Genomic DNA, 25,623 nt, shown 5'->3' with positions numbered 1-25,623 from the left:
AGGTCCATCGGAGCGCCCCGCGGGCCCCGGGTCAACCCCCGGGGGCCCGGTGGGTGTCCGATGGGTGCCCGCTATCCCGCCGGCGGTGGCTGGTGCGCCGCCTGCCGCGCGGCCAGGGCCGCGTTGAAGCGGGTCAGCAACGCGCAGAACGTGTCCCGCTCGTCCTCGTCCCACTCGTCCGTCACCTGGGACATCAACTCGCGCCGCGAGGCGCGGACCTCCTCCAGTCGCGCCTGGCCGCGCGGGGACAGCTGGAGCACGACCGCCCGGCCGTCCTCCGGATGCGACGTGCGCTTGACCAGACCGGTGTCCACGAGCGGCGCGACCTGCCGGGTCACCGTCGAGGAGTCGATCCCCATGCCGGCGGCCAGCGCCTTGACGCCCATGGGGCCTTCCCGGTCCAGCCGGTTGAGCAGCAGATACGCGGCCCGGTCCATGGAGTTGCGCACCTGGCCGACGCCGCCGAGGCGGGTCTGCTCGGCACGCCGGGCGAAGACCGCCACCTGGTGCTGCAGGGCGTCGAGAAGGTGGTCGTGACCCGGGTTCTCCGGGGTGGCGCCCCCGGAAGGAGACGCGGCAGTCGTCATGTCCTGAGGGGGCATGGCCGGGAGCTCTCTTCGTGCGGTGTCGGATGGGTGGGGGACAGAGTACGCGGCCCCGGGGCAACGCGTACCAGTGCCGCACAAACCTGCGGACATCGACGCAGGGCGGGACCGACGACGTCGGCCACAACCGCTCTCAGCTGCAAGACTTGCGGTATGAACTTCCCGCCGCCCGGCCGTTTTCCCCCGCTGATCCTCGATGACGTCCGGGGGGCGCAGAAGATGCTCTCCGGGGTTTCCCGGGTCACCCCGCTGGAGGGCAGCCGCCATCTGTCGGCGCTGGTCGGCGCACCCGTCCAGTTCAAGTGCGAGAACCTGCAGCGGACCGGCTCGTTCAAACTGCGGGGCGCGTACGTACGCATCGCGGGCCTCTCCCCGGTCGAACGCGCCGCCGGTGTCGTCGCCGCGAGCGCCGGAAACCATGCGCAGGGTGTCGCGCTCGCGTCTGCGCTCCTCGGCGTACGGGCAACGGTCTTCATGCCGGTCGGGGCGCCGCTGCCCAAGGTCGCAGCGACCCGTGAGTACGGGGCACGGGTGCGGCTGCACGGCCAGGTCGTCGACGAGACGCTCGCCGCGGCGCAGGAGTACGCGCACGAGACCGGCGCGGTCTTCATCCACCCCTTCGACCACCCGGACATCATCGCGGGACAGGGCACGGTCGGCCTGGAGATCCTGGACCAGTGCCCCGAGGTGCGCACCATTGTCGTGGGCATCGGCGGCGGCGGCCTCGCGGCGGGGATCGCCGTGGCCGTGAAGGCGATCCGGCCCGACGTACGGATCATCGGCGTGCAGGCGGCCGGCGCCGCCTGCTACCCGCCGTCGCTGGCCGCCGGCCACCCCGTCTCGATCGGCTCGCTCCAGACGATGGCGGACGGCATCAAGGTGGGACGCCCCGGCGACGTACCGTTCGGCCTGGTCCAGGAGCTGGTCGACGAAGTCCGTACGGTCTCCGAGGACGAGCTGGCCGGCGCCCTGCTGCTCTGCCTGGAGCGGGCGAAGATGGTGGTGGAACCGGCCGGTGCGAGCCCGGTGGCCGCCCTGCTCAGCGACCCGAAGTCGTTCCGGGGGCCGGTGGTGGCGCTGCTGTCCGGCGGCAACGTGGACCCGCTGCTGACGCAGCGCATCCTGACCCACGGCATGTCGGCGGCCGGCCGCTATCTGAGCCTGCGGCTGCGCCTGACGGACCGCCCCGGCGCGCTGGCGACCATGCTGGGCGTGCTGTCGGTCGCCGACGCCAACGTCCTCGACATCAGCCATGTGCGGACCGACCCCCGACTCGGCCTGACCGAGGCCGAGGTGGAACTGCAACTGGAGACCAAGGGCCCGGAGCACTGCGAGGAGGTCGCGGCGGCGCTGCGCGGGGCGGGCTATCTCGTGATGGGCTGACCTCTTGTAAGTCGCGATGTATCGCGTTACGTTGCCTGCGCCCGGCCAGGCGGTGTACGCGCATGTGTCCCGTGTGTTCACCGGGCGCCGAAACCCGGGCAAATCTAGGATCTGTGAGGAAGTCACCCGAACGCACTGGGGGAATCCCGTATGCCAGGCGCGATCTACGCCGAAGGTCTGGTGAAGACCTTCGGCGACGTCACCGCACTCGGCGGCGTCGACCTCGACGTGCCGCAAGGCACCGTCCTCGGACTCCTCGGCCCCAACGGGGCCGGCAAGACGACCGCCGTACGCGTCCTCACGACGCTGCTCAGGCCCGACAGCGGCAGCGCCTTCGTCGCGGGCATCGACGTACTCAAGAAGCCCAACGAGGTGCGGCGCTCGATCGGGCTCTCCGGCCAGTTCGCCGCCGTCGACGAATACCTGACCGGCCGCGAGAACCTCCGGATGGTCGGCCAGCTCTACCAGATGTCCTCCCGCGACGCGAAGGCCCGGGCCGGGGAGCTGCTGGAACGCTTCCACCTCGCCGACGCGGCCGACCGCACCGCCAAGACCTACTCCGGCGGCATGCGCCGCCGCCTCGACCTCGCGGCGGCTCTCGTCGTCTCCCCGCCGGTCATGTTCATGGACGAGCCGACCACCGGCCTCGACCCCCGCAACCGGCAGCAGCTCTGGGACGTCATCGAGGAACTCGTCGCCGGCGGCACGACCCTGCTCCTCACCACGCAGTACCTGGAGGAGGCCGACCGCCTCGCCCACGACATCTGCGTGATCGACCACGGCCTGGTCATCGCCCGCGGCACCTCCGACCAGCTCAAGGCCCGCACGGGCGGCGAACGCGTCGAGGTCGTCGTCCAGCAGCGCGACCAGATCGAGCCCGCCCGGGACGTCCTCGCCCATCTGGGCAAGGGCGAGGTCGCCGTCGTCCCGCACATGCGGAAACTGACGGTCCCGGTCGACGGCGGCGCCAAACTCCTCGCCGAGGTCATCCGCGACCTCGACGCCCGCGGTGTGGAGATCGACGACATCGGCCTGCGCCGCCCCACGCTCGACGACGTGTTCATCTCGCTCACCGGCCACGCGGCCGAGAAGGAGAGGGCCGACGACAACAACGAGGACGGGGCGGGCCCGCAGCCGGCCGCCCGGACGGAGGCCGAGAAGTGAGTGCCGTTACCGAGACGTCCGCCCCTCGCGCGCCCCGCGGTGCCGGAGGGATCGGCCAGTCCGTCCGTGACTCGTTGGTCATGGCCCGTCGGAACCTGATCAGGATGTCCAGAATTCCTGAGATGTTGCTTTTCGGGGTCATTCAGCCGGTCATGTTCGTCGTCCTCTTCAGCTACGTCTTCGGTGGCTCCCTGGTCGTGGACGGCTCGACCAGCGCCTCTGAGTACCGAGAGTTCCTGATGGCCGGCATCTTCGCCCAGACCGTCACGTTCGCCACGGCGGGCGCGGGCGCCGGGATCGCGGACGACATGCACAAGGGGCTGATCGACCGCTTCCGGTCGCTGCCCATGGCGCGTGGTGCGGTGCTGACCGGGCGGACGCTGGCCGACCTCGTCCAGACCACGATCACCATCGTCGTCCTCGCGATCGTGGCCCTGCTGGTCGGCTGGCGCACGCACACGAACATCGGTGAGGTGCTGGGGGCGTTCGGCCTCCTGCTCCTCCTCGGTTACTCCTTCTCCTGGATCGGCGCGCTGATCGGCCTGTCCGTACGGACGCCCGAGGCCGCCACCTCGGGCGGGCTGATCTGGCTGTTCCCGGTCACCTTCATCTCGAACGCCTTCGTGCCCACCGAGAACATGGCGAGCTGGCTCCAGCCCATCGCGGAGTGGAACCCGTTCAGCGCGACCGTGCAGGCGTGCCGGGAGCTGTTCGGTAATCCCGGGGTCTCCCCGTCGGACGCCTGGCCGATGCAGCACCCCGTCTGGGCCTCGCTGATCTGGTCCGTGGTGATCATCGCGGTGTTCAGGACCCTGGCGGTCCGCAAGTACCGCTCGGTCGCCGTCTGAGGGCAGTCGTCGTCCGAGGACAGCGGAGAGCCCCGGCCGCTCGCGGCCGGGGCTCTCTCGTGCGGTGTGCGGATCAGCCGGAGTACGGCTTCGCCGAGAGGATCTTCACCGTGGCGGTCTTGCCGTTCGGCAGCTCGTACTCCGCGCTCTCGCCCATCTTCTTGCCGTTCACGCCCACGCCGAGGGGGGACTGCGGGGAGTAGGTCTCGATGTCCGAGCTGGCGTACTCGCGCGAGGCCAGGAGGAACGTCGTCGTGTCGTCGTCGTCGCCGTCGAAGGCGATGGTCACGATCATGCCGGGCTCGACCACGCCGTCGTCGGCCGGCGCCTCGCCGACCTTCGCGTGCTCCAGGAGCTGGGTCAGCTGACGCACCCGGAGCTCCATCTTGCCCTGCTCCTCCTTGGCCGCGTGGTACCCGCCGTTCTCACGCAGGTCGCCCTCCTCACGGGCCGCCGCGATCTTGACGGCGATCTCCGTGCGCGCGGGACCAGACAGGTGCTCCAGCTCGGCCTTGAGCTGGCTGTACGCCTCCGGCGTGAGCCAGGTGACGTTTTCGCTGGTCTGGGTCACAGGGTGCTCCTCGTCGGTACTGGGAATACAAAGCATCGCCCTACCCCGAAGCATGCGCTTCCACGGGTGGGCGAAACCACGAGCCTAACAATTCGCCGGGGAAAGGGGGAGGAGGTAAACGGTTGAGAGTGTCGAACCGCAGGTCAGCGCCTTGAGGGGTCGCTCAGGTCACCCGTGCGGCCGTCAACGCTACGCCCCGTCGTCGTCCGTGCACCCCACCAGCTCGACGGCGGTCGCCCTGGACGTCGTGCGCAGGGTGAGGACCTGGTCGATGCGGTCGGTGTCCCCGTCGAAGCGGAAGTCCTTGCGGGCGACCTCCATGCCGTCCTCGCTCAGCGAGCGGAGCGTGCAGTAGCCCTTGGCGTCCCGGTCCTTGCGGACCTCCAGGTGCGCCTCGACGCGGTCGTCCGAGACGACCTTGGACTTGATCAGCTCGGCACTCAGGCCCTGGCCGCTCACGTAGCCGAAGCCGATCCAGCCGAGCACGCCCAGCAGGACGACGCCGAGGACCGAGCCGATGATCTTGAGCTTGCGGTCCGCGCGCTGGTCCGCGGAGCGGCCGTAGCGGTTCTCGGGTAGCGCCTCGCGCACCGCCGTCATGATCGTTCCTCCCGTACCGGAGATCGAGGAATTTTCCACCCCCCGGTTCGGTCACTATAGAAGTTGCACTTCGCGACCAATCACTGAGGATCGAGTCTTGACTGAGCAGCTTCGACTGATGGCCGTACACGCCCACCCCGACGACGAGTCGAGCAAGGGCGCGGCCACCATGGCCAAGTATGTGTCCGAGGGGGTGGACGTGCTGGTCGTGACCTGCACGGGAGGCGAGCGCGGCTCCATCCTCAACCCGAAACTCCAGGGCGACGCGTACATCGAGGAGAACATCCACGAAGTACGCAAGAAGGAGATGGACGAGGCCCGGGCGATCCTGGGCGTCAAGCAGGAGTGGCTCGGCTTCGTCGACTCGGGCCTGCCGGAGGGCGACCCGCTGCCGCCGCTGCCCGAGGGCTGCTTCGCGCTGGAGGACGAGACCGTGGCGGCGGGGCGTCTCGTGGCGAAGATCCGCGCGTTCCGGCCGCAGGTCATCACGACGTACGACGAGAACGGGGGCTACCCGCACCCCGACCACATCATGACGCACACGATCTCGATGATCGCCTTCGAGGGCGCGGCGGACACCGAGAAGTTCCCCGAGGCGGAGTTCGGCCCCGCCTGGACGCCGCGGAAGCTCTACTACAACCAGGGCTTCAACAAGCCGCGCACGGTCGCGCTGCACGAGGCACTGCTGGCGCGCGGTCTGGAGTCGCCGTACGGGGACTGGCTGGAGCGGTGGAAGGAGTTCGGGCGCGCCGAGCGCACGCTGACCACGCACGTTCCTTGCGCGGACTTCTATGAGATCCGCGACAAGGCGCTGATCGCGCACGCGACGCAGATCGACCCGGACGGCGGCTGGTTCCGCGTTCCGATGGACATCCAGCGGGAGGTCTGGCCGACCGAGGAGTACGAGCTGGCGAAGTCTCTCGTCGATACCTCCCTCCCCGAGAGCGACCTCTTCGCGGGCATCCGCGACAATGCCTGATATGTACGCGACTCAGGCACTGACGCACCTCGTCCCGCTCGCCGAGGAACTGGACAAGAACAAGGTGACCCCCGGGGTCCTCGGCTTCATCGTCTTCGCAGCGCTCGCCGTGGGCGTGTGGCTGCTGATGAAGTCCATGAACCGGCACATGGGGAAGGTCGACTTCGAGGAGACCCCCGAGGCGCCGGAAGCCTCCGGCGACGCGGCGGGTGTGACGGAGCCCGCGGGATCCGCGAAGCGGAAGTAGGAAGCAGTCGGGGGCGGTACCGGTCGGCGGACGCTGTCCGGTCGGCCGGTGCCGCCCCCGCCCGTGCTGCGGGCCGGCGGTACACGACTCGGGTCTGCCCGGGCCGTGGCTCCCCGCGGTCAGACGGTCGTCGCGCTCACGCGCCCACGGCCACGGGCCGGTCCGGGTCCGCGATCCACTCGCTCCACGAGCCGGCGTACAGCGCCGCGTCGAAGCCGGCCAGCCGCAGGGCCAGGACCTGGTGCGCGGCGGTCACCCCCGACCCGCAGTAGGCGGCCACCGGCCGGTCGTGGGTGAGGCCCAGGCCGGAGAAGCGGCTGCGGAGCTCCTCGGGGGAGCGGAACCGCCCGTCCGGGGCGCTGTTGTCGAACGTGGGCGCGGAGAGGGCCCCCGGGATGTGACCGGCGACGGGATCGAGGGGCTCGACCTCGCCGCGGAAGCGCTCGGGGAGCCGCGAGTCGAGCAGGAATCCCCTGGCGGCCGCATCCGGGACCTCGTCGACCGTCAGCAGCGGCATGGCGCCGGGCGTACCGGTGAACCCGCCGGGGGCCACCGGTGCGCCCGGCCCGGTCCCGACCGGCGCGCCGGCCCTGACCCAGGCCTCGTAGCCGCCGTCCAGGACCCGGACCGCGGGGTGGCCGTAGTCGCGCAGCATCCACCACAGGCGGGCGGAGATCGTGGCGTCCCGCTGGTCGTAGACCACCACGGGCCGGTCCCGGTCGACGCCGAGGCGCCGCATCGCCGCCAGGAACGTCTCGGGGTCCGGGAGGGGGTGCCGCCCGCCGGTGCCGGGCGGTGCGGCCAGGTCGGCGTCCAGGTCGGCGCGGACGGCTCCGGGGAGGTGGCCGTCCAGGTAGCGCCGCGCCGGCGTCGGGCCCTGCCCGCCCCAGCGGAGGTCGACCACGGTGGGAGGTGCCGCGTCCGACAGGAGCGCGCGCAGTTCGTCGACCTGGATCAGCGGGTCCGTCTCGGACATCTCACTCCTCTGGTTCGGGCTCGGCGGGTGCCACGCCCGCGCTGGCCATCATGGCAGCGACGGGGGAACGGTCCGGCCGCCGACGGCACCCGCCCGCCGGTCGCCCTCACGGCCTCGCCGGGACCAGGACACCCATGATTTCCCGGGCCTGACGGGCCGGGGTCAGCCCCAGGCGCCACGCCTGCCAGCCGTCCTCCAGGTCCACCCCCCGGTTCAGGACCACCCGGAACGCCTCCGCGCAGTCCTCCAGCCTCGCGTCCCGTGTCGGATGGCCGGCCTCGATCAGGTCGGCCAGCTCCTGCTGCGCCACCACCGTGCCCACCTCGATGCCGCCCGGCGAGGCGTACGGCAACAGCGTGCAGCGCAGGAAGCGGGCCCAGTCCGCCCCCCGTGCGTCCCCGTACGAGTCGAACAGCACGGCCGCCTCGCCGCACAGCTCCAGGGCCTGCGGCGCGCGGTGGTTGCCCGCGTCGACGAGGGCCAGCTCCAGAGCCGTCCAGGCCTCCCCGTGGGCGACCCCGATGCGGCGGAAGTCGGCCCTCGCGTCGACGAGCAGCTGACGGGCGAAACCGGAATTGCGCAGGTTGCCCGTCTGCGCGGCCCGCTGGTCGCGGGTGACGCGCCCCGAATGGTGGCGGGCGCACGCCAGCCCGTACACATCCCGCATCCGGGAGAACATCGTGCGCGCCCGCTCCAGCTGCCGAACCGCCTGATCGGTGTCCCCGGCCTCCTCCAGGGCCTGACCCAGGTAGTAGAGCGTCCACGCCTCGCCGCGGGCGTCCTCGCTGTCGCGGTGACGGGCCAGGGCCGCGTTCAGCTGCTCGACCGCGGGGGCCGGATCGCCGTCCAGCAGCCGGGCCCGGGCCAGCTGGGTCAGCGCCCACGCCTCGCCCCGCTCGTCCCGGGTCCGCCCGTACAGCTCCAGGGCCGTACGCAGCGCCGCCTCGGCCCGCTCCACGTCGCCCATCCGCAGGAGCACCTGACCCAGCTGGAACTGCGTCCACGCCTCCCCGTGCAGCGACTCGCCCTCGCGGTGCAGGACCAGCGCCGTGTCCAGGAGCTCCAGCGCCTCGGACAGGTGGGCCCGGTCGCGCTCCACCGCGGCCAGCGCGTGCAGCGACCAGGCCCGGTCCTCCGCCTGCGCCGCCGGGGACTGCAGCTCGATCGCCTCGCGCAGCCGCGCCGACGCCTCCGTCAGATTGCCCTGGTGGTGCAGGGTGATGCCGAGCGAGCACAGCGCCAGCGCCGTACCGGAGTCGTTCTGCGCCTCGCGGTACAGGCCGACGACGGACGACAGCGTGGTGCGGGCCTTGTCGAGCTCGCCGAGCTGTCGGGCCGCGATGCCGGTCCGCCACTGCACCGACCGCTCCAGCAGCCCCTGGTCGACCGCCTGGGTCAACTCGCTGATCTCGCCCAGCCGGTAGAGGTCGCCGCGCAGCAGGCAGTAGTCGCAGAGCGCGCCCAGGAGGTCGAGCACCGCTCCCTGGTCGACGCCCTCGCTGTGCCGCAGGGCGGAGGTGATGAAGCTCGACTCGTCGTCCAGCCAGCGCAGCGCCGCGTCGAGTGAGGCGAACCCGTGCGGCCCGAACTGCCCGGCCCGGGTGGACATCTTGCCGTCGACCATGCGGATCACCGAACCCGCCAGCTCGGCGTAGTTCGCGATGAGCCGCTCCTGCGCGGCCGTGCGGTCGGCGGGCTCCTCCTCGTCGTTCAGCCGGGCCAGGGCGAAGCCCCGTACGAGATCGTGCAACCGGTAGCGCGAGCCCCGCACATGGTCCAGCAGCCCGGCCCCGGACAGGGCGGACAGCAGCTGCCCGGCCTCCTGCTCGTCGGCCGACAGGAGCGCCGCGGCCGCGGCCGCGCCGAGGCTGGCACGACCGGCCAGCGCGAGCCGGCGCAGCAGCCGCCGCGCCTGCTCGGACTGGTCGGTGTAGCGCAGCCACAGCGCCCGCTCGACCGGCGCGACCGGACCGTACGCGGCCAGGTCGGCGGCCAGCGTGCTCGGCGTGCGCTCCCCGAGCGAGGATCCCGCGATCCGCAGCGCCAGCGGCAGGCCGCCGCACAGCTCGGTGATGGCCTCGCTCGACGGGTAGTCGTACGGGCCCTGCCCGTCCTCCTGGGACGCCTCGCGCAGCAGCTCCTCCGCGCCGGCCGGGTCCAGCGCGCCGACCTCCAGCTGATGCACCCGGGCGGGCAGGGACTCCGGCAGATCGAGCGGCTCACGGGCGGTGACCAGCACCAGGCTGTCCGAGCGCTCCGGTATCAGGGTGCGGACCTGCTCGGCGTCGCTCGCGTCGTCGAGGACGACCGTCACCGGGGTGCCGGTCAGGTGCTGGTGGTACAGCTCGCTGAGCCGGCGCACCTGGTGCTCGGCGGAGGAGCTGTCGCGGAACAGCAGTTGCTCGCGGGGGGCACCGAGCCGGTTCAGCAGATGCAGCAGCGCGTCCCGGGTCGGCAGCGGCGCCTCGTCGTCCGCGCCGCCGCGCAGATCGACCACGCAAGCGCCCCGGAACTGGTCCTTCAGGTCGTGCGCCGCCCGTACGGCCAGGGTGGTGCGCCCGGCGCCCGGCGGCCCGTGGAGCACGACGACGGTCGGCTTCGTCTCCGTCGACGCGCGGGCCGCCCGCACCCACTGGGCGATCCGGGCCAGCTCGGCCCGGCGGCCCGCGAACCCGCCGTCGGGGGTGGGCAGATGACTGAACGACTGCTCCAGGAGCGAGCGCATCCGGGCTGCCGCGCTGCGGTCCCCGCCCCGCAGCTGCGGTGCGGACCGGTCGGCCGCGGCCTTCTTCTTGGCCGGGGTGCGGGACGAGGCAGTCAGCATGCGCTGCTGGTCGATGAAGGGGCGGATGCCCCGTACCTCCAGGGCGGTCAGCCACTGGAGGCGCAGCTGTTCCGTACCGCCCGGCTGTCCGAGCGCTCCGGCCCGGCGGTGTGCGGCCGGCCAGTGCGAGGCGGTGACCTTGACGACGGTGGCCGTGGTGCCCGCGACCGCGACGACGGCGCCCGCTCCGAGCGCCAGGCCGCCCGCCGTGCCGAGTGCCACGTCCGCGCCGAAGGCCGCCGCCGCGGCGACTCCCGTGACGAGCAACGGCGTTCCCAGGGTGGCCCGGCTGAACCGCCGGCCCAGTGACTGCTGTCCGGCGTCGGCGGCGTCGAGCGCCTGGGTGTACGCGGCGTACTCCTCGGCCGCCCCGGCCGCCAGCGAGTCGAGTGCGGCGCGGCCGCGTGCCATCAGCGTGCCGGGGTCGGTCCGGCCGCCCGAGCGGCGCACCTCTTCCTCCACGGCCCGTGCCAACAGCCGTTCGGCTTCCGCCCGGTGGCTGTCCCGCATCCGCATAAGTCCCCCTCGGTTCCTGCCCTTTCGGCCGATCCGGCGTCCGGCCGCTCGAACTGCCAGTCTCCTGCCTGGGGCCGGTGCGCGACAGGGAGTCTGCGAGACTGCGCCGACAGGCCCACGGAGGAAGCGGAGCGCAGGATCATGACCGACCGCGGCAACGGCGAACCGGCCGACGGGTTCTCCGGCGCCGATTCCGACGGGCGCCGGCACGCGGCGGCCGGGGGGTACGGCGAGTGGTCCGGGCTCCCGGAGGGCGGCGGATACGGTCAGTGGTCCGAACCCCCGGCTGCCGGCGAACGGTCCGGGCTCCCGGAGGGCGGCGGATACGGTCAGTGGTCCGACGCCGCCCTGGCGGCGGCGATACGCGCGGGCGGCGATGCCGGGGCGACCGCCGAGCTCTACCGGCGTCACGCGCCCGCCGTCCTGGTGTACGCCCGCACCTGCTGCCGCGACCCGCACACCGCCGAGGACCTCGCGTCGGAGGCGTTCGCGCGCACCGTCCAGACGGTCCTGGACGGCAGGGGCCCCGTCCACGCGTGGCGCCCCTACCTCCTGACGGTCGTACGCCGCACCGCCGCCGACTGGGCCGACGGCGCCCGCCGGGTCGATCTCACGCCCGGCTTCGGGGCGTGGCTGGACGCGGCCGCCCAGGGCGGCGGGCCGGACGGGCCGAGCCGTGAGGAGACCGGTGAGGAGCGGGTGGTGCGGGCGGAGAGCGGTGGCATCGTCGCTCACGCCTTCCGCTCGCTGCCCGAGCGGTGGAGGGCGGTGCTCTGGCACTGCGTGGTGGAGGAGGAGCCCGCCGCGAAGGTGGGGAACCTGCTGGGGCTCACCCCCAGCGGGGTGGCCTCGCTGACGGCCCGCGCCCGGGAGGGGCTGCGGGAGGCCTATCTCGCCGCCCACGCCGGGCAGGGCGCGGCCGACGAGGAGTGCCGGCGGTGCAGTGCCCGGCTCGCCGCCGCCGTGCGGCGTTCGCGCCCGCGCGGTGACGTCCACCTCGACCGGCACCTGGAGCGCTGCGGCCGTTGCCGTGAGGCGGCCCGGGAACTGACGGACCTCAACCAGCGGCTCCGTGCGGTGCTTCCCGTCGCGGTGCTGCTGTTCGGCGGCCCCGCCTACCTCGAGGCGCGTGCGGCCGCGGCGACGGTGACGGGCGCGGCGGCGGGCGGGCAGGGCGCGGGCGCGGGGGCCGTCGGCGCGAAGGCCGCCGTCCTCGCCGTGGTGACGTCGGCAGCCCTGTTCGGGGGATGGCTGCTCTGGCCGGACGGCGACGAGCCGGAGGCGGGGCCGCCCGCCGCCGCTGCCGCGCCCTCCTCCAGCGGGAGTCCGTCCCCGGCTCCGTCGCTGTCTCCGTCCCCGACCGCCGTCCGGAGCGCGTCCGCGTCCTCCGCCGCTTCCTCCCCGGCGGCCCGGGCCGAACGGGCGGCGGTGCCCGACGCGGGTGCCGTCGGCGGGCCCAGCAGCCTGCGCTTCGTATCGACGGGTGCGTGCATGGAGATCCCCGGCGGTACGACCCACTCCGGTGCGCGGCCGGTCGAGGCCGCGTGCGACGGCGGGGCGTACCAGCGGTGGGTGCTGCTGGAGCCGTTCCGGGGGGGCCGGGCGCGTGCCCAGGTGCGCAACGAGGCGACCGGGCTGTGTCTGACGCGCTCCGGCAGCGCGCAGGACCACGCCGAGGTGACCCAGTCCGGGTGCGACGCCTCCCGGGTGACCCAGCTGTGGAACCTGTGGACGGACTCCGCCACGGGCGAGGCCGCCCTGCGCGACGGCGGCGGTACGCGGTATCTGGGTCTGGTCGAGTGGGCGAAGGCGGACAAGGGCCAGGCGCACGGGCCGGCGCTGGGGACCACGCGTTACTACTACGGCTCCGCCTCGATGAGATTCCGCTTCGAACCCGCTTTCCTGGGGGAGCAGTAGGGCCTGCCACCCCTCCGGGTAAAGGATCGGCAAAGTCGCGGGATGCCGGACGGGCGGCTTCCTCTTTTCCTTCGAAAGCGCCTCCGAAGGAAAAAGGACCTCATGAAGACATCCGCTCTTGGCCGCATCGCTCTGGTCTGCGGCGTCGCCGCCCTCGCCGGGGGCGTCGTCCCCGGCGCGGCGCACGCGGACGATGCCACGGTGGAGAAGAAGATCCTCCCCGTCATGGTCGAGTTCAGCGACAGCACCTTTCAGCACGTGGACGCGGTGAAGGCGAGTACGCCGGACACCTACTTCGGCACGAAGGCGGACTCGGTCGCCTCGTTCTTCAAGGAGATGTCGCGCGGCAGGTTCGCCTACGTACCGGCCGTCAAGGAGCAGATGGCCGGGCCCATCACGCTGTCGCTGTCCGCCGCGGGCTGCGACCACGGCAAGATCAACACGCTGACGCAGGAGGCCCTCGCCAAGCAGGGGCTGGTGCGGGGCGAGGACTACGACAGCCTGTCGATGGTCTTCCCCGCGCAGAAGACCGGCTGCCCCTGGGCCGGCCTGGCCACGGTCCCCGGCCCGTACAGCTGGATCAATCTGTACGGCACCGCCGGCGGACTGGGCGTCGTCGGCCACGAGCTCGGCCACAACCAGGGTCTCGGTCACCAGGGCCGCGAGATGTGCACCGACGGCGACCTGGTCGACTGCGAGGCCGACGGCACCAGCGCGAAGTCGATCATGGGCGGGGGCGGCCCGGCCGCCGGCTTCTCCGCCCCCGAGCTGATCCGCGCCGGCTGGCTCTCCGGCGGCGAGGCCGTCAAGGTCGCCGAGTCCGGTACGTACACCCTGCGTTCCCTGCACGGTGAGGGCGGCGGGACGCGCGCCCTCGACATCCCGATGGGCGAGGACCGGCTCGTCATCGAGTACCGCCACGCGGCGGGAACCGTGGACGCCCGGATCGAGGGCGTCCACGCCTACCGCGTCCCCAAGGGTGCCTACGGGTCCTCCTCGCTGATCGACCTGACCGAGGAGAACGAGACGGCCGGCAACTCCGCCCCGTCCGACGCGGACGCCGTCACGACCCTCACCGACACCGCGAGCAGGGTCTCCGTGGCGGTCCTCTCCTCCGGGGGTGGCAAGGCCACCGTCAAGGTCGCCCTGAACGGCGAGAGCCTGGCCGCCGGGGTGTCCGACGACACCCCGGAGAAGGCCGTGAACCCGGAGCACACCGCCTCGGACACGGACGCCGGTGACGGCGCGTCCGCCGCCCCCGCCGCCTCCGCCGATTCCGGCACCGAGGCGCAGGGCGAGACCGCTTCCGGCGCCGAGGGGCGGAGCGGCGACGCGGTCCGGGCCACCGCCGGGAACGACTCCGCCGACCTCGCGGCCACCGGGGCCGGCCCCGGCACGCTCCCGCTGGTCGCGGCCGGAGCCGCACTGGTCGTCGTCGGAGGCGCCATCGTGCTGGGCCGGCGCCGCAAGCGCGCCTGACCTCACCCCGGCCGGCCCGTCCGCCCGCGCGACATCTCGCGTCGGGCGGACGGTGCCCGGCCGGTACGCTTCCGGGGTGATGGAGCACACCGGGCAGCAGGCGCGGCGGCCCGCGAACGACGGGCCGAAGGCGGCCGCCCGCAACCGGGCCGCTCTGGTCACCGCCGCCCGTGAGGTCTTCTCGGAGCACGGCCTGGAGGCGCCGCTGTCCGCGATCGCCCGCAGGGCCGGGGTCGGGCAGGGCGTCCTCTACCGGCACTTCCCGGACCGGACCGCCGCCGTGGCCGCGGTCCTGGAGGAGAACGTGCGGCAGATCGAGCAGGCGGCCGACGCCGAGGGCATGACCTTCGCCGGTGTTCTCGGGGTGCTGACGTGGCACCTCGCGGAGTCGGCGGCCTTCATCGGTCTTTTACACGCCGGTTGGGCGGCTGACCGGTCCGGCATCCGCGCCCACGCCCTGGCGCTGTCCGCCCGCGTCGAACGCGCCCTGCGCCGCCACCTGCCCCACGGCCACCGGCTCGGCGCCCCCGACGACCTCATGCTCTCGGTCGCCATGGCCTCCGCCGCCGTCACCGGCGCCACCCACGAGGAGCGGGAGCGGCGGGCGCTGGCCGCGTGGCGGCTGCTGGGCGTGGACGTCGGACCGGTCCGGCCCTACGACGGCTGAACGGCGTCCGCCTCAGCCGCCGTTGGACTGCCGGATGCCCTCGGCGAGTGCGTCGAAGGTGTACAGATATCCGCCGGCGGGGCCGCTCACGGTCATGTACGCCTTGGTCCCGCCGGGCGTGATGGCCACGTTCGTCGCCGACTCCAGACCCTTGGCCCGCGAGGGCACTTCGATCGTCGCCAGCCGCGCGCCGTACCGGTCGTAGACGGCCATCGCGGCCCGCCCGTGCAGCCCCTGGTAGAGGTTGCCGTCGGCGTCCACGGCGATCGAGTCGGTCTGGGCGATACCGCCGTTGACGCGGATGGCGGTGTGGCGGGAGGCAGCCTTCCCCTCCCCGTCCAGGCGCAGGTAGGAGATCCGGTCCTCGGTGAGCTCGCTGAACCAGAGCCCCTGGTAGTCCTGGTCGAACGAGATCCCGTTGGGCGCGGCGAGATCCTGGGCCAGGACGCGGGCCTCGGTGCCGTCGCGACTGATCCGCACCACCCGGCCGTGCGCCTCGCCCTCGGACATGCCGCGTGAGTCGCTGACGTACAGATTGCCCGCCCCGTCGAAGGCGATGTCGTCGGGGTTCATCCGCGCGCCGTCGACCTCGCCGGTGAAGAAGGTCCGCTTGTCGCCGCCGCCGGGGGCCAGGCTCACGATCTCACCGTGGGAGAAGTCGCTGAGGTAGAGCCGGCCGTCGTACGGGCTGAACTGCGCGGAGGTGTACGTCCCCCGCCCGTCCGTGTGGACCGCCCGGAGGGTCTTCTTTCCGACATCGACCCGCATGACCTTGGGTTCGCCCTCGGGTGCGGTGACGTCGACGACGAAGAGCCCGCCGTCCTCGCCGAACGTGGGCCCCTCCAGCAGCGTCATGCCGGTCTCGTCGTGCACCTGGGTGAGCCGCATGAACTCCTGCGCGCGGATGGTCCTGCCCGCCTCGGTGGAAGTCGCCGTCCGCTCCCCGGGGTTCGCGCTCTGCGTACCGCAGCCGGTGAGGACCAGCGTGCCGATCGTGGCGAGCGCGGCCAGGGGCCGGGCCGAATGTCGCTGCATGGGGGTCACTCTTCCTGTCCGCCGCGAGGGTTCCGAGGCCGGCGCCGCATGACGTACCGGAGGCACGGACGCGCCCTGGCCGAATGTCGTCGCCCCGCCGGAACTCAACCGGACACTGTTGTCCGGTCCTTGTTACCGTAGCGGACGGCCGCTCGTACGGGGCGGCCCCACCGTCGAGGAACGAGCCCCCACATGACGAACCCTCACGAATCGGCCCCCCATGATCCGGCCGCGCTGCGCAAGCGCTACCGCCTCGAACGCGAGCGGCGTGTCCGCCCCGACGGCGCCGCCCAATACCGTGACGCCGACGCCGAGTTCGGCTACTACGCCGCCGACCCGTACACGGAGCCGGCCGAGCGGGCCCCCCTCCGGGACGCCGTCGACGTCGCCGTGATCGGTGGCGGCTTCGGCGGCATCCTCGCCGGGGCGCGGCTGCGGCAGCAGGGGGTGGAGCGCGTCCGGATCGTCGAGAAGGGCGGCGACTTCGGGGGCACCTGGTACTGGAACCGGTACCCGGGCGTCCACTGCGACATCGAGTCGCACGTGTATCTGCCGATGCTCGACGAGACGGGCTACGTACCGGAGTGGAAGTACGCCCCCGGTGAGGAGATCCGCCGCCACGCCATGCGGATCGCGCGCACGTTCCACCTCTACGAGGACGCGCTGTTCTCCACCGGAGTCACCGCTCTGACCTGGGACGAGGCCGCGGAGACATGGATCGTGGCCACGGATCGCGGGGACGCCTTCCGGGCCACGTACGTCGTCACCGCCACCGGCACCCTCACCGACCCGAAGCTCCCCGGGATACCCGGCATCGAGGACTTCGAGGGCCACACGTTCCACACCTCCCGGTGGGACTACGCCTACACCGGCGGCACCCCCCGGGGCGGCATGACCGGCCTCGCGGACAAGCGCGTGGGCATCGTCGGCACCGGAGCCACCGGCATCCAGGTCATCCCGATGCTGGCCGAGGACGCCGCACACCTGTACGTCTTCCAGCGCACCCCTTCCACCGTGGACGTACGGGCCAACCGCCGCACCACCGCCGGGGACGTCGGGGCCGACCGCGAGGGCTGGGCCCGCGAACGGCGTGAGAACTACCTCCGGATCGTGTCCGGGGAGAGCGCGGACCAGGACCTCGTGGCGGACGCCTGGACCGCGTCGGCGGGCCTGCTGGAGAAGCTGCTGCCCAGCTTCCGGCGCCAGGGCGACCGCGAGGCCTTCGAGAGCGCCTACGAGGCGGCCGACGCCGCCAAGATGAACGAGCTCCGCTCGCGCGTCGAGGACACCGTCACCGATCCCGAGACGGCCGACAAGCTCAAGCCCTGGTACCGCTACGCCTGCAAGCGCCCCACCTTCTCGGACCTCTACTACCCGGCGTTCAACCGCGGCAACGTCACCCTGGTCGACACCGCGGACACCCACGGCATCGAGCGCGTCACCGCACACGGTGTCGTGGTCGACGGTACGGAGTACGCACTCGACTGCCTCGTCTTCGCCACCGGGTTCAACGTCGGGACCTCCGGCATCCACTCCGGCAAGCTGCCCGTCCACGGCCGGGGCGGCGCCCAACTGCTGCACACCTGGGCGCGGCGGGGCCCGCGCACGCTCCACGGCCTCACGTGCAACGGCTTCCCCAACCTGATGCAGATGGGTCCGCTCCAGAACGCCAGCAGCGTCAACTTCACGCACGTCCTGGACGAGCAGGCGATCCACGCGGCCGCCCTCGTCGCGGCCGCCGAGGCCGAGGGCGCCTGCGTCGAACCGCCCCGCGAAGCCGAGGACGCCTGGCTCGCCACCCTCGCCGCGGACGCCCCCGACCACGAGTGGTTCCACGCGGAGTGCACCCCCGGCTACTACAACCGCGAAGGCCGCGGCCGGCCCAACGGCCCGGGCGGCTACCCGCACGGCGCGGTCGCCTTCCACCGCCTCCTCAAGGAATGGCGCGAGACGTCGATGGGCGAAGCCCTCCGGCCCAGGACCGCCCCTCGCGTCTGACGGTGCCCGCCCCCGTCCGGCCCGGTTCGGCCGGACGGGGCGGGGTCCGTGCGGTCTCCATGGCACGGACGGGCGCTGTGAGAGGCTGGGACGCATGAACCGGCTGGCTGGTGTGACCTCGCCTTATCTGCTGCAGCACGCTGACAACCCGGTCGACTGGTGGCCCTGGACGCCGGAGGCCTTCGAGGAGGCGCGGCGGCGTGACGTGCCCGTGCTGCTGTCGGTCGGCTACTCGGCGTGCCACTGGTGCCACGTCATGGCGCACGAGTCCTTCGAGGACGAGATCACGGCGGCGTACATGAACGAGCACTTCGTGAACGTCAAGGTCGACCGCGAGGAACGCCCCGACGTGGACGCCGTGTACATGGAGGCGGTGCAGGCGGCGACCGGCCAGGGCGGCTGGCCGATGACCGTCTTCCTCACCGCGGACGCGCGTCCCTTCTACTTCGGCACCTACTTCCCGCCCGAGTCCCGGCACGGTCTGCCGTCGTTCCGCCAGGTCCTCGAAGGTGTGGCGGCGGCCTGGACCGACCGCCGGGACGAGGTCGGCGAGGTCGCGTCGCGCATCGTCCACGACCTGTCCGAGCGCACCCTCGCGCTCGGCGGGGAAGGGCTGCCCGGAGAGGCGGAGCTCGCCCAGGGGCTGCTCGGGCTGACCCGCGAGTACGACGCGAAGCACGGCGGCTTCGGCGGTGCGCCCAAGTTCCCCCCGTCCATGGCGATCGAGTTCCTGCTGCGGCACCACGCCCGCACCGGGGCGGACGGCGCACTCCAGATGGCGGCCGACACCTGCGAGGCGATGGCCAGGGGCGGGATCTACGACCAGCTGGGCGGCGGCTTCGCCCGCTACGCGGTGGACCGCGAGTGGGTCGTCCCGCACTTCGAGAAGATGCTCTACGACAACGCGCTGCTCTGCCGGGTGTACGCCCATCTGTGGCGCTCCACCGGTTCGGAGCTCGCCCGCCGGGTGGCGCTGGAGACCGCCGACTTCATGGTCCGTGAACTGCGCACCGCCGAGGGCGGGTTCGCCTCCGCGCTGGACGCCGACAGCGAGGACGCGAACGGCAAGCACGTCGAGGGTGCCTACTACGTCTGGACGCCCGCGCAGCTGCGCGAGGTGCTGGGTGATCAGGACGCCGCGTTCGCCGCGGAACTCTTCGCGGTGACCGACGAGGGCACCTTCGAGGAGGGTTCCTCCGTGCTCCAGCTCCCTGCGGCGGACGCCACGGACGAGGCCCGCGCCGCCGGTGTGCGGGCCCGGCTGCTCGCGGCCCGTGAACTGCGCGCGCGGCCCGGGCGGGACGACAAGGTCGTCGCGGCGTGGAACGGTCTGGCGATCGCCGCGCTCGCCGAGACCGGCGCGTACTTCGACCGGCCCGACCTGATCGAGCGTGCCACCGAGGCGGCGGACCTGCTGGTGCGGCTCCACATGGGCCCGGTCGCCCGGCTGGTCCGTACGTCGAAGGACGGCCGCGCCGGAGCGCACGCCGGGGTGCTGGAGGACTACGGCGATGTCGCGGAGGGCTTCCTGGCCCTGGCCGCCGTCACCGGCGAGGGCGCCTGGCTGGAGTTCGCGGGCTTCCTGACGGACATCGTGCTCCAGCACTTCACCGGCGAGGGCGGGCAGTTGTACGACACGGCCGACGACGCCGAGCAGTTGATCCGCCGCCCCCAGGACCCGACCGACAGCGCGACCCCGGCGGGCTGGACCGCCGCGGCCGGCGCGCTGCTCTCGTACGCGGCCTACACCGGGTCGGAGCCCCACCGCACGGCCGCCGAGGGGGCGTTGGGCGTCGTGAAGGCGCTCGGCCCGCGGGCGCCGCGGTTCATCGGCTGGGGGCTCGCGGTGGCCGAGGCGCTGCTCGACGGGCCGCGCGAGGTGGCGGTCGCCGGACCGGTCGGCGGCGCGCTGCACCGAACGGCCCTGCTGGGACGGGCGCCCGGCGCGGTGGTCGCGGCGGGGGAGACGGCGGGCTCGGAGTTCCCGCTGCTGGCGGACCGGCCGATGGTGGACGGGGCGCCGACGGCGTACGTGTGCAGGCACTTCGCCTGCGACGCGCCGACCACGGACCCGGAGGTACTGGCCCGCGCGCTCAGGGGCGCCGGAGACTGAGGCGGCTCACAGCCGCAGGCCGCCCTCCAGCATGTCCAGCGCCTCGTCGATCATCGTGAGCAGGTCGCCCTCCTGGCCGTGCTCGCCCCAGTACAGCGTGACCTCGCGCAGCGCACCGAGCACCGCCGCGATGAAGACCCGGACCCGCACGTCGTCCGCGCTGCGGCCGGTGCGGTCGGCGAGCACCCCGGAGAGCAGCTTGGCGGTGTCGGACATGCTCTCCGTCATCCGGGCCCGGATGGCGGGGATCTCCACCATCAGCCGGGTGCGCTGGCGCAGTTCCTCGTCCTCCGCGGTCACGAACGACGTCAGTGCCTCGCGCATCATCAACCGCAGGGACTGCAGCGGAGGTTCGTCCAGGGGGCGGCTGCGGAGCACTGCTTCCATGATGGGGTCGTACTCGTCGGTGAGGACGATGTCCTCCTTCGTCGCGAAGTACCGGAACACCGTGCTCGGCGACACCTCGGCCGCCTCCGCGATCTGCTCGATGGTCGTCGCCTCGTAGCCCTGCTCCTGGATGAGGCGGTACGTCGCCTGCCGGATCGCGACCCGCGTCTTGAGCTTCTTGCGCTCGCGCAGCCCCATCGGAGGCTGTGCCTCGGGTGCGGCGAAGGAGGGGGTACGGGGGGTGGCGGCCATACTCGCCATTGTCACGCATCGACGGGGGCGGCGGCCACGTCCGGGGACTCCACGGGCCGCCGCTCCGCCGTGGTCAGGAACGCCCCGACGAGCAGGGCGCTGACCAGGGCCGTCGCACCGATGACCAGCAGGACCAGGCTCATCCCGTGCACGTACGCCGCGTCGGCGGAGTCGGCGAGCCGCTGAGCGCCGAGCCGTACGGCGACGGCGTGCGCGGCGACGACGGAGTCCCCGGCCGTGTCCGCGGCGGCGGCCGGCACGCCCGTGGTGTCGAGCCGGCCGCTGTAGGCCCCGGCCAGCAGACTGCCCAGCAGGGCGATCCCGAGGGCGCTGCCCGTCTGTCGTACGGTCATCAGCAGCCCGGATCCACTCCCCGCGCGGTCGGCGGGCAGGGCGCCCAGCGCCGCGTCCATGGCGGGAACGACGGCGAAGCCGAAGCCGACGCCGGCGATGGAGAGCCACAGCGCGGTGAAGCCGTAGCCGCTGTCGACCGTCGTACGGCTGCCGAGCAGCGCGGCGAAGGCGAGCACCACGAGTCCGGCCGACATGGTGGCGCGGGCCCCGAACCGTCCGGTGACCGGGCCGCCGGCCTTCGCGGCGACGATGAGCCCGCCCATCATCGGGAGCATCCGCAGCCCCGTACCGAAGGCGTCGTGGCCCAGGACGGCCTGGAGGTAGCCGGGCAGGATGAACATCAGCCCCGCCATCACGAACATCACGAGCGTGGCGGCGAGCGAGCTGAGCAGGAACGGCCGCTGCCGCAGCAGGGACATGTCGAGCATCGGGCGGACGGCCTTGCGCTCCCGGACGACGAGCGCGGCGAGCAGCGCCGCGCCGGCGGCCAGGACGCCGAGCACCAGCGGGTCGCCCCAGCCGCGGCCCGGCGCCTCGATGATGGCGTAGATCAGGGCCCCGAGGCCGGTGGCGGTCAGCGCGGTGGAGACGATGTCGACCTCGGGCGACGCCGGATCCCGGGTCTCGGGGAGCAGGAACACGCAGGCGGCGATGCCGATGCCGACCATGGGGACGTTGACCAGGAAGATCGAGCCCCACCAGAAGTGGTCGAGGAGCCAGCCGCCGATTATCGGGCCGAGCGGCATGCCGAGCGCGGAGGCGGCCGAGACGATGCCGATGGCCTTGATCCGGTCCTTCGGCTCACCGAAGAGCGAGGGCAGTACGGCGAGGGCGAGCGGCATGACGAGCGCGCCGCCGACGCCCATCACGCAGCGGGCGGCCACGACGCCGCTCACGCCGTCGGCGAGGGTTCCGGCGATCGAGCCGACGAGGAAGACACCGAGGCCGGTGATGAGCATCCGGCGGCGGCCGAACCGGTCGCCGAGCAGGCCCGCCGGGAGCATCAGGGCGGCGAAGACGACGACGTAGGCGTCGGCCATCCACTGTTGTTCGCCGGTGGTGGCGCCGAGATCTCCCGCCATGGTCGGCAGCGCCACATTGAGGATGGTCATGTCGAAGCCGAGGACGAGCATGCTCGCCACCAGCGCGCCCAGGGCCCACCAGCGTCGGTTCATGGCTTACTCCTTTGAGAGTTGCAGTCAAGTGACAGTAACTCTCAAAAGATGGTCAGTGTCAATGTCGTCCGTGCTCGCGCGCCTGTCCGCGCAAAAAAGGGCCGCGGCTCGAAAGCCGCGGCCCTGGTGATCGGGAGTGTCGGTACTCAGGTGTGGTTGTACGCCACCAGGGAGATGCCGACGTAGTGGACGGCGAACGCCGCGAGGGTCAGGGAGTGGAAGACCTCGTGGAAGCCGAAGTAGCGCGGCGACGGGTTCGGCCGCTTGATGCCGTAGATGACACCGCCCGCGCTGTAGAGCAGCCCGCCGACGACGACGAGCACCAGGACCGCGATCCCGCCGCTCCGCATGAAGTCCGGCAGGAAGAAGACCGCCGCCCAGCCCATCGCGATGTAGCAGGGGGTGTAGAGCCAGCGCGGGGCGCCGACCCAGAACACCCGGAAGGCGATCCCCGCGAGCGCCGCCGCCCAGACCGCCCACAGGAGCGGTGTCCCGGTGGACTCGGGCAGCAGGAGCAGGGTCAGCGGGGTGTACGTGCCCGCGATGATCAGGAAGATGTTCGCGTGGTCGAGCCGGCGCAGAACGGCCTCGCCGCGCGGCCCCCACGTGCCGCGGTGGTAGATCGCGCTCACGCCGAAGAGCAGGCACGCCGACGCGATGTAGATCGTGCAGGCGACGCGGCCGCGGGTGCTGTCCGCCAGTGCGATGAGCACGATGCCCGCGATGAGGACGGCGGGGAACATCCCGGCGTGCAGCCAGCCGCGCATGCGCGGCTTCACCTCCGCTTCGAAGGTTCCGGCTGGTTCCGGCGCGGTGGGTTCGGGCGCGGCGGCCGATGCGGCAGTCATTCCCGCATCGTACCTACGCCTCCGTAGGTAGCGAATTCGAGTGGCGATGCTCACGTGGGCGGCCCTCTGGACATATGGGCGGAACGGTCGGATGATCAAATGAGTGCGGTCGGCACCGGATGAGCGCCAGGGAATTCGAAAGGGTAGAAGTATCCGGGTCGCGGCCCCCACGGGGCACCTACCAGACAGACACCCTCATCAAGGAGCGATCGTGGCGCGCGACATCGCGGCTCCCCTCACTGTTCCCACCAACCACCAGGAGCTCGTCTCCTGGGTCGACGAGATCGCAGCCCTCACCGAACCGGACCGAGTGGTGTGGTGCGACGGCTCCGAGGCCGAGTACGAGCGCCTGTGCGGGGAGCTCGTCGCCAGGGGCACGTTCACCAAACTCGACGAGATCAAGCGCCCGAACTCGTACTACGCCGCATCCGACCCGAGCGATGTCGCGCGCGTCGAGACCCGGACGTTCATCTGCTCCGCGAAGGAGGAGGACGCCGGTCCGACGAACCACTGGAAGGACCCCGCCGAGATGCGGGAGATCTTCGTGGGGGACAAGGGCGTCTTCCGCGGCTCCATGCGTGGCCGCACCATGTACGTCGTGCCCTTCTGCATGGGCCCCGTGGGTTCGCCGCTCTCCGCCATCGGCGTCGAGATCACCGACTCCGCGTACGTCGCCGTCTCGATGCGCACCATGACGCGCATGGGCCAGGCCGTCCTCGACGAGCTCGGCTCCGACGGCTTCTTCGTCAAGGCCGTCCACACCCTCGGCGCCCCTCTGGAGGAGGGCCAGGAGGACGTCCCGTGGCCCTGCAACTCCACCAAGTACATCTCGCACTTCCCCGAGGACCGCGAGATCTGGTCCTACGGCTCCGGCTACGGCGGCAACGCCCTGCTCGGCAAGAAGTGCTACGCGCTGCGCATCGCCTCCGTCATGGCGCGCGACGAGGGCTGGCTCGCCGAGCACATGCTGATCCTCAAGCTCACGCCGCCGCGGGGTGAGTCGAAGTACGTCGCGGCCGCGTTCCCGAGCGCCTGCGGCAAGACCAACCTCGCCATGCTGGAGCCCACGATCTCCGGCTGGACCGTCGAGACCATCGGCGACGACATCGCCTGGATGCGGTTCGGCGAGGACGGCCGCCTCTACGCGATCAACCCCGAGGCCGGCTTCTTCGGCGTCGCGCCCGGCACCGGCGAGCACACCAACGCCAACGCCATGAAGACCATGTGGGGCAACTCCGTCTTCACCAACGTCGCGCTCACCGACGACGGCGACGTCTGGTGGGAGGGCATGACCGAGGAGCTCCCCAAGCACCTCACGGACTGGAAGGGCAACGACTGGACCCCCGAGTCCGGCACGCCCGCCGCCCACCCCAACGCCCGCTTCACCGTCCCGGCCGGCCAGTGCCCGATCATCGCCCCCGAGTGGGAGGACCCGAAGGGCGTGCCCATCTCGGCCATCCTCTTCGGCGGCCGTCGTGCCTCGGCCGTCCCGCTGGTCACCGAGTCCTTCAACTGGCAGCACGGCGTCTTCCTCGGAGCCAACGTCGCCTCCGAGAAGACCGCCGCCGCCGAGGGCAAGGTCGGTGAGCTGCGCCGCGACCCGTTCGCCATGCTGCCGTTCTGCGGCTACAACATGGGCGACTACATGAACCACTGGCTGAAGGTCGGCGCGGACAAGCCGGACCAGTCGAAGCTCCCGAAGATCTACTACGTGAACTGGTTCCGCAAGAATGACGCGGGCAAGTTCGTCTGGCCCGGCTTCGGCGAGAACAGCCGCGTCCTGAAGTGGATCGTCGAGCGCCTGGAGGGCAAGGCCGAGGGCGTCGAGACCCCGATCGGCATCCTGCCGGCCAAGGGCTCGATCGACACCGCGGGCCTGAACCTCTCCGAGTCCGACCTGGACTTCCTGCTCAAGGTCGACAAGGAGGTCTGGCGCGAGGAGGCGGCGCTGGTCCCCGAGCACCTGAACACCTTCGGTGACCACACGCCGAAGGAACTGTGGGACGAGTACCGCGCACTGGTCCAGCGCCTGGGTTGACCGCCCCTTCCATCTCCGCGGCCCGGCTCCCGACATCCGCCCTGACCTGTGGGGTCAAAGGCCTGCCGCGGTAGGGACGTGCACGAACACGCCCCTGGCCCTCGTAACCGGCAGCGGTTGCGGGGGCCACTCCCTTTTCCGCGCGTGGTCCCCGGCCCCGGCCGGCCGTGTGCGTCAGGGGGGTGGCACCCGGTCCACGCGCCTCTACGGCACGTGGACCGGGGCCGTCAGAGGGCGCCGACCAGCCGCGACGGGGCAGCGGGGGAGTCGGCGGGGGCAGCGGCCTTCACCGCTGCGGTGTGGGCGTCCATGCGCTCGGCCGAGAGGATCGCGGCCACGGTGTCGGCGCGGGACGCCGCCACCACCAGGGCCCGGCCCGCGAGGGCGTGGGCGCGGCGGTGGAGGGTGGTCGCGGGCGCGTCGCTCAGGCCGGCGTGCCGGGCGGGCGGGGCGCCGCGCAGCCGGGCGACCTGTTCGGCGATGCGGTCGCCCGCCTCGCCGAGCCCCAGCTCGTCGGTGACCGCGAGCAGGGCGGCCAGGTGTCCGGCGAGCTGGATGTCCAGCTCCTCCTCGCGGGTGCGGTGCGGGAAGTCGCCGGCGTGGTCGGCCGGTGTGTGGACCGATTTGGTGCGGATCGGTTCGTACAT

General features: G+C 72.3%; 21 protein-coding genes. 11 read left to right on the top strand and 10 right to left on the bottom strand.

The window, feature by feature from the left end:
* Positions 1–71 precede the first annotated feature (71 nt).
* Positions 72–602: a MarR family transcriptional regulator gene (locus ACFYPA_RS22955; protein ID WP_359078751.1), complete on the bottom strand. Its 531-nt coding sequence runs from the start codon at positions 600–602 to the stop codon at positions 72–74.
* A gap of 156 nt (positions 603–758) precedes the next feature.
* Here ACFYPA_RS22955 and ilvA point away from each other — a divergent pair, with 156 nt between their 5' ends.
* The 3 genes from ilvA to ACFYPA_RS22940 all read left to right on the top strand — a co-directional run bounded on the left by ilvA (position 759) and on the right by ACFYPA_RS22940 (position 4,000).
* Complete coding sequence (gene ilvA, locus ACFYPA_RS22950; protein WP_359078753.1) at positions 759–1,988, top strand: threonine ammonia-lyase; 1,230 nt, start codon at positions 759–761, stop codon at positions 1,986–1,988.
* Between the two features lie 150 nt (positions 1,989–2,138).
* Positions 2,139–3,152 (top strand): ATP-binding cassette domain-containing protein, encoded by a 1,014-nt coding sequence (locus ACFYPA_RS22945; protein ID WP_359078755.1) that lies wholly within the window; start codon positions 2,139–2,141, stop codon positions 3,150–3,152.
* Complete coding sequence (locus ACFYPA_RS22940; RefSeq protein WP_359078757.1) at positions 3,149–4,000, top strand: ABC transporter permease; 852 nt, start codon at positions 3,149–3,151, stop codon at positions 3,998–4,000. The genes ACFYPA_RS22945 and ACFYPA_RS22940 overlap by 4 nt, the downstream gene beginning before the upstream one ends.
* A 73-nt stretch (positions 4,001–4,073) precedes the next feature.
* Here the strand turns inward: ACFYPA_RS22940 and greA are convergent, their stop codons facing one another.
* A complete protein-coding gene (greA, locus tag ACFYPA_RS22935) occupies positions 4,074–4,571 on the bottom strand; it encodes a transcription elongation factor GreA (RefSeq protein ID WP_359078758.1) in 498 nt (165 codons plus the stop codon).
* 189 nt (positions 4,572–4,760) lie between these two features.
* Entirely contained in the window at positions 4,761–5,171 is a 411-nt protein-coding gene (locus tag ACFYPA_RS22930) for a DUF4307 domain-containing protein (RefSeq protein WP_389133912.1), read from the bottom strand.
* Positions 5,172–5,268: 97 nt separating this feature from the next.
* Between ACFYPA_RS22930 and mca the strand changes: the two genes are divergently transcribed.
* Entirely contained in the window at positions 5,269–6,150 is an 882-nt protein-coding gene (mca, locus tag ACFYPA_RS22925; RefSeq protein ID WP_359078762.1) for a mycothiol conjugate amidase Mca, read from the top strand.
* A gap of 1 nt (position 6,151) precedes the next feature.
* Positions 6,152–6,397, top strand: coding sequence for a hypothetical protein (locus ACFYPA_RS22920; protein ID WP_359313469.1), 246 nt, complete (start codon positions 6,152–6,154; stop codon positions 6,395–6,397).
* 136 nt (positions 6,398–6,533) lie between these two features.
* Here ACFYPA_RS22920 and ACFYPA_RS22915 read toward each other — a convergent pair whose 3' ends face one another.
* Both ACFYPA_RS22915 and ACFYPA_RS22910 read right to left on the bottom strand, forming a co-directional pair.
* Positions 6,534–7,373 carry a sulfurtransferase gene (locus ACFYPA_RS22915; protein ID WP_359078766.1) on the bottom strand — a complete coding sequence of 280 codons (840 nt, stop codon included), beginning with the start codon at positions 7,371–7,373 and terminating at the stop codon, positions 6,534–6,536.
* A 106-nt stretch (positions 7,374–7,479) separates the two neighbouring features.
* Positions 7,480–10,707, bottom strand: coding sequence for a tetratricopeptide repeat protein (locus ACFYPA_RS22910; RefSeq protein ID WP_359078768.1), 3,228 nt, complete (start codon positions 10,705–10,707; stop codon positions 7,480–7,482).
* Positions 10,708–10,854: 147 nt separating this feature from the next.
* Here ACFYPA_RS22910 and ACFYPA_RS22905 point away from each other — a divergent pair, with 147 nt between their 5' ends.
* From ACFYPA_RS22905 to ACFYPA_RS22895, 3 genes are all read left to right on the top strand, one after another.
* Positions 10,855–12,630, top strand: a complete 1,776-nt coding sequence (locus ACFYPA_RS22905) for a sigma-70 family RNA polymerase sigma factor (RefSeq protein ID WP_389133908.1) — start codon at positions 10,855–10,857, stop codon at positions 12,628–12,630.
* Positions 12,631–12,732: 102 nt separating this feature from the next.
* Positions 12,733–14,109, top strand: coding sequence for a hypothetical protein (locus ACFYPA_RS22900; RefSeq protein ID WP_389133906.1), 1,377 nt, complete (start codon positions 12,733–12,735; stop codon positions 14,107–14,109).
* A gap of 76 nt (positions 14,110–14,185) precedes the next feature.
* Entirely contained in the window at positions 14,186–14,776 is a 591-nt protein-coding gene (locus ACFYPA_RS22895; RefSeq protein WP_389133903.1) for a TetR/AcrR family transcriptional regulator, read from the top strand.
* A 12-nt stretch (positions 14,777–14,788) separates the two neighbouring features.
* Here ACFYPA_RS22895 and ACFYPA_RS22890 read toward each other — a convergent pair whose 3' ends face one another.
* Entirely contained in the window at positions 14,789–15,811 is a 1,023-nt protein-coding gene (locus ACFYPA_RS22890) for an SMP-30/gluconolactonase/LRE family protein (RefSeq protein WP_389133900.1), read from the bottom strand.
* A gap of 192 nt (positions 15,812–16,003) precedes the next feature.
* Here ACFYPA_RS22890 and ACFYPA_RS22885 point away from each other — a divergent pair, with 192 nt between their 5' ends.
* Positions 16,004–17,809, top strand: a complete 1,806-nt coding sequence (locus ACFYPA_RS22885) for an NAD(P)/FAD-dependent oxidoreductase (protein WP_359078777.1) — start codon at positions 16,004–16,006, stop codon at positions 17,807–17,809.
* A 94-nt stretch (positions 17,810–17,903) separates the two neighbouring features.
* Positions 17,904–19,922 carry a thioredoxin domain-containing protein gene (locus ACFYPA_RS22880; RefSeq protein WP_359078779.1) on the top strand — a complete coding sequence of 673 codons (2,019 nt, stop codon included), beginning with the start codon at positions 17,904–17,906 and terminating at the stop codon, positions 19,920–19,922.
* 6 nt (positions 19,923–19,928) lie between these two features.
* Here the strand turns inward: ACFYPA_RS22880 and ACFYPA_RS22875 are convergent, their stop codons facing one another.
* The 3 genes from ACFYPA_RS22875 to ACFYPA_RS22865 all read right to left on the bottom strand — a co-directional run bounded on the left by ACFYPA_RS22875 (position 19,929) and on the right by ACFYPA_RS22865 (position 22,938).
* Entirely contained in the window at positions 19,929–20,561 is a 633-nt protein-coding gene (locus tag ACFYPA_RS22875) for a TetR family transcriptional regulator (RefSeq protein ID WP_359078781.1), read from the bottom strand.
* Between the two features lie 11 nt (positions 20,562–20,572).
* Positions 20,573–22,090, bottom strand: a complete 1,518-nt coding sequence (locus tag ACFYPA_RS22870) for an MFS transporter (RefSeq protein WP_359078783.1) — start codon at positions 22,088–22,090, stop codon at positions 20,573–20,575.
* A gap of 146 nt (positions 22,091–22,236) precedes the next feature.
* On the bottom strand, positions 22,237–22,938 hold the full coding sequence (locus ACFYPA_RS22865; protein ID WP_359078785.1) for a hemolysin III family protein: 702 nt from the start codon (positions 22,936–22,938) through the stop codon (positions 22,237–22,239).
* Positions 22,939–23,149: 211 nt separating this feature from the next.
* Here ACFYPA_RS22865 and ACFYPA_RS22860 point away from each other — a divergent pair, with 211 nt between their 5' ends.
* Positions 23,150–24,976, top strand: a complete 1,827-nt coding sequence (locus ACFYPA_RS22860; protein WP_359313448.1) for a phosphoenolpyruvate carboxykinase (GTP) — start codon at positions 23,150–23,152, stop codon at positions 24,974–24,976.
* Between the two features lie 227 nt (positions 24,977–25,203).
* Here the strand turns inward: ACFYPA_RS22860 and ACFYPA_RS22855 are convergent, their stop codons facing one another.
* Positions 25,204–25,623 (bottom strand): hypothetical protein, encoded by a 420-nt coding sequence (locus ACFYPA_RS22855; RefSeq protein WP_359078789.1) that lies wholly within the window; start codon positions 25,621–25,623, stop codon positions 25,204–25,206.

The organism is Streptomyces sp. NPDC005775 (genome assembly GCF_042871565.1).
GTDB lineage: Bacteria > Actinomycetota > Actinomycetes > Streptomycetales > Streptomycetaceae > Streptomyces.
The sequence above is the reverse complement of the archived record's forward strand: the minus strand, read 5'-3'. Positions and strand labels throughout refer to the sequence as shown.